Source organism: Sphingobium sp. Ant17 (genome assembly GCF_000588875.1).
Taxonomy (GTDB): domain Bacteria; phylum Pseudomonadota; class Alphaproteobacteria; order Sphingomonadales; family Sphingomonadaceae; genus Sphingobium.
This window is the reverse complement of record NZ_JEMV01000145.1, coordinates 1-2818: the sequence shown is the minus strand read 5'-3', so window position 1 is coordinate 2818 and position 2818 is coordinate 1. Positions and strand designations below refer to the sequence as shown.

The 2818-nt window shown below is 52.3% G+C and carries 3 protein-coding genes and 1 pseudogene; all 4 read left to right on the top strand.

Features of this window, described 5'->3' with window-relative positions; translation table 11 throughout:
* The first annotated feature begins 260 nt into the window (after nucleotides 1-260).
* Nucleotides 261-680, top strand: a complete 420-nt coding sequence (locus tag BF95_RS24800) for a hypothetical protein (protein WP_152542884.1) — start codon at nucleotides 261-263, stop codon at nucleotides 678-680.
* Nucleotides 681-915: 235 nt separating this feature from the next.
* Nucleotides 916-1683: pseudogene (locus tag BF95_RS24795) on the top strand (phage tail tube protein); the annotation flags it as partial.
* 368 nt (nucleotides 1684-2051) lie between these two features.
* The gene (locus BF95_RS24790; RefSeq protein ID WP_043155466.1) at nucleotides 2052-2282 is read left to right on the top strand and encodes a hypothetical protein; all 231 of its coding nucleotides are present in this window, start codon (nucleotides 2052-2054) and stop codon (nucleotides 2280-2282) included.
* 54 nt (nucleotides 2283-2336) lie between these two features.
* On the top strand, nucleotides 2337-2579 hold the full coding sequence (locus BF95_RS31310; protein ID WP_443018434.1) for a phage tail assembly chaperone: 243 nt from the start codon (nucleotides 2337-2339) through the stop codon (nucleotides 2577-2579).
* The last annotated feature ends 239 nt before the right edge of the window (nucleotides 2580-2818 follow it).

Genomic DNA, 2818 nt, shown 5'->3' with positions numbered 1-2818 from the left:
CCCTAACTGAGCAACAGCTTCTCGACTACGCTCAGAAAAACGACATTTGACGTTCAACGCGACCTCATTCTGGCCACCCCAGTCAAAGATGGCACTGCTCGACGTGGATGGCACGCAACTGCGCCAGCAAAGCCATTTGAGGAAGGTGTCGTGGAAAATCAGGTCGCCTACATTGGCAAGCTAAACGATGGCTCCTCCTCTCAAGCCCCGGCCAACTTCGTGGAGAATGTGGTCGAACGATACTCAAGCAATGGGGGCGCATGATGCTCAGTCAGGATAGAATAGCACTTAACAGGAAGATGCGCCTATCACTCGCGGCATCGGCACCTGACCTTTCATTCTACATCGCAGACGACGACTACGAGATTGACGAGAACGCCTTGTCAGCAGTTTTCGCATTCAATCCAGATGCCTCAACGCTTCTCACTGTGAGCAGTAGCAATGTCTGGCAGCAGGTGGGCATCGCCACACTACAGATCAATCAGCCCAAGAGCCTCGTCATTCAGGCAGACGAATTGAACGCATGGGACATCGCTGATCTAGGCATGACCGCGTTCAAGGGCTGGCGTAGCGATGACTTCAAAACGGAGGTTCACAAGTTCAACGTCCAGCGCGTTCCAGATGACAAGTATCTGCGAATTAATCTGCTGATCTACTGGCGCTCCAAGCGCGCTTCATAAAGGCGTCCAAAACGCCTCTCGGCACTGCTCTCGGTAAATATCAGCACGAGGCACACAGCCTCCTGTGTTTCAATTGATATGGAGAGATGTAGATGCCTTTCATCAGTTCGTCGGACGTAAAARTCACCCTAATTCCCGAAGATACATTCGGCGTTCTGGCCACAACCGGCCCACGCTATGATATTCCCCGCAAAGCTGGCGATAGCTACCTGTCAAAGACGGTGGCAATGTCGAGAGCGACACGATCAAGCCAGGTCGCAACGCGAATGGTTCGCGTCGTGGCAATCAGTCCGTAAGCGGCTCCCTCGAATTCAACGCTATCTGCGCTCCCTTCATGGACTTCCTCATGGAAGGCGCAGTCAGCGGCAAGTATGCTGGCAACGTATTGAAGGCCGGTCAGACCGATAGTTCCTTCTCGCACATCAGCCAACTGACCAACAATGAATTCAAGGTCAGCACCGGTTGCGTTCCAACCAACTTCACCCTAACCGCAACAGCAGCCGAAGCCGTAACCCTGAGTTTCGATTTCAGCGGCGCAAAGCAGGTTGACGAAAGCGCAATCACTGGCACCCACACCGCAACCCCGGTTGACGATGCTGCCTATGAATTCCTTGGTCACGAAGTCCTGAATGTCACCGTCGGTGGATCGACCGCATTGAAGTTCACTGAACTGGAATTGTCGGTTGAGCAGTCCCGCACTCCACGCAATGTGTTGTCCAGCGACGCTCCTGTGGGCTTTGCGGCTTCCGGCGCTCGTGCCGTAACCTACAATCTGACCTTCTACCGCGAAACCGGCGTTGATTATGCGGCACTCTTCACTGGCGACAAGCAGGAGTTCTCGTTTGATCTAGGTATCGCAGGCTATGGTCGCAGGTTCACCGTTTACGGTCAGGCTTCCATTCCAGAAGACGTGACCGAAGATGACATGCTGATTAGCGTTGTGGTCACCGGTGCCTACGACAGCACCGAAGGCACAGCCCTCGTTATCGAGAAGCTGGTATAACTCTGTAGTTCTCCTTCATCAACGCAGAGCAGTTTGGGGCAGGCTGGAAACGGTCTGCCCCAACACCCATTGATTTTACCCCTCCTATTTTATTGGCTAAATAGTGGCGATGACTAGAAGGAGAACACAATAATTGGTCAAATTTCGTTACCCCCAAGCCGTTACGATCAGACACTCGCCGATAAGGGCGTCAGTGTAGCGATTGATGAGAACGGCGTCTATTACGGCACCTTCGATGTGAAGTGCTATGATCCCTACAGCCCATTCTTCAAGGTCGCCCGTGAACGCTATCAGCGCACCCACAAGGCGACGATCAAGCTGCTCAAGACGATCAGGAAAAGGTCATTCATCAGTTTGTTCATCTGGCCATGTTTGGCTGGAAGGACATCAATGATGAGAACGGCCCTGTAGCTTTCAATAAGGACGTTGCGTTTGAATTCCTGACCCAGACTGAAATCGGCTTGTTCGTATTCAGTGAGCTTGTTTCACAGGCCAGCGATATCGACAACTTCAAGGCAGAAGAGGAACTGGTCGATGCTCCTGATGAGGACGACGCAGTTGATCCTATGATTGACGCAGGCGATATCAACAAAAACTAAACTGAGTTCCTGAGGTGGTATCAGGTTAAAGGCGGCGCACAACTTCTCAAAGATGTGGCCGCCAACCCCTCCGACGAGAGGCTTATTGAATTGCTCTCGTCCTCGCCTCGTCAGGAACATGACTTCTACTATGATGCTTTCTGGGAATTGAGTTCTGAACGGCATGACGGGATGAGCGCAAGACCCATCCCTGTGAGCAAGATCGAAGCCTACTCAGAAAAGCCAGTTCTGCGACTAACTCTGCAGAGCATGGGCATTCAAAACGCATCATCAGGGAACTCGACAACGCCTATCTGACTATCGAAGCGGAGCGCGCAAAAGCCAGCACCAAGGGTGCGAAGAAGGGCGGTAAATAATCACTATAAGGCGCTGATTGGTGGGGTTATGGTGTGGAGACTGCGAGAACAATTCGAGTGAGCATAGACAGCTCTGGCGCAAAGGCCGGGGCTGATCGTATCAACAAGGCTCTCAACGATATTGTGGGTTCAGCGTCCAAGGCTGAAAAGCAGGCTCGTGTCACTCAAGACAGCATCAAT

Coding starts and splice junctions, on each gene's coding strand:
- BF95_RS24790 (WP_043155466.1), top strand. CDS start 2,052: ATGTTTGGCTGGAAGGACATCAATGATGAGAACGGCCCTGTAGCTTTC.
- BF95_RS24800 (WP_152542884.1), top strand. CDS start 261: ATGATGCTCAGTCAGGATAGAATAGCACTTAACAGGAAGATGCGCCTA.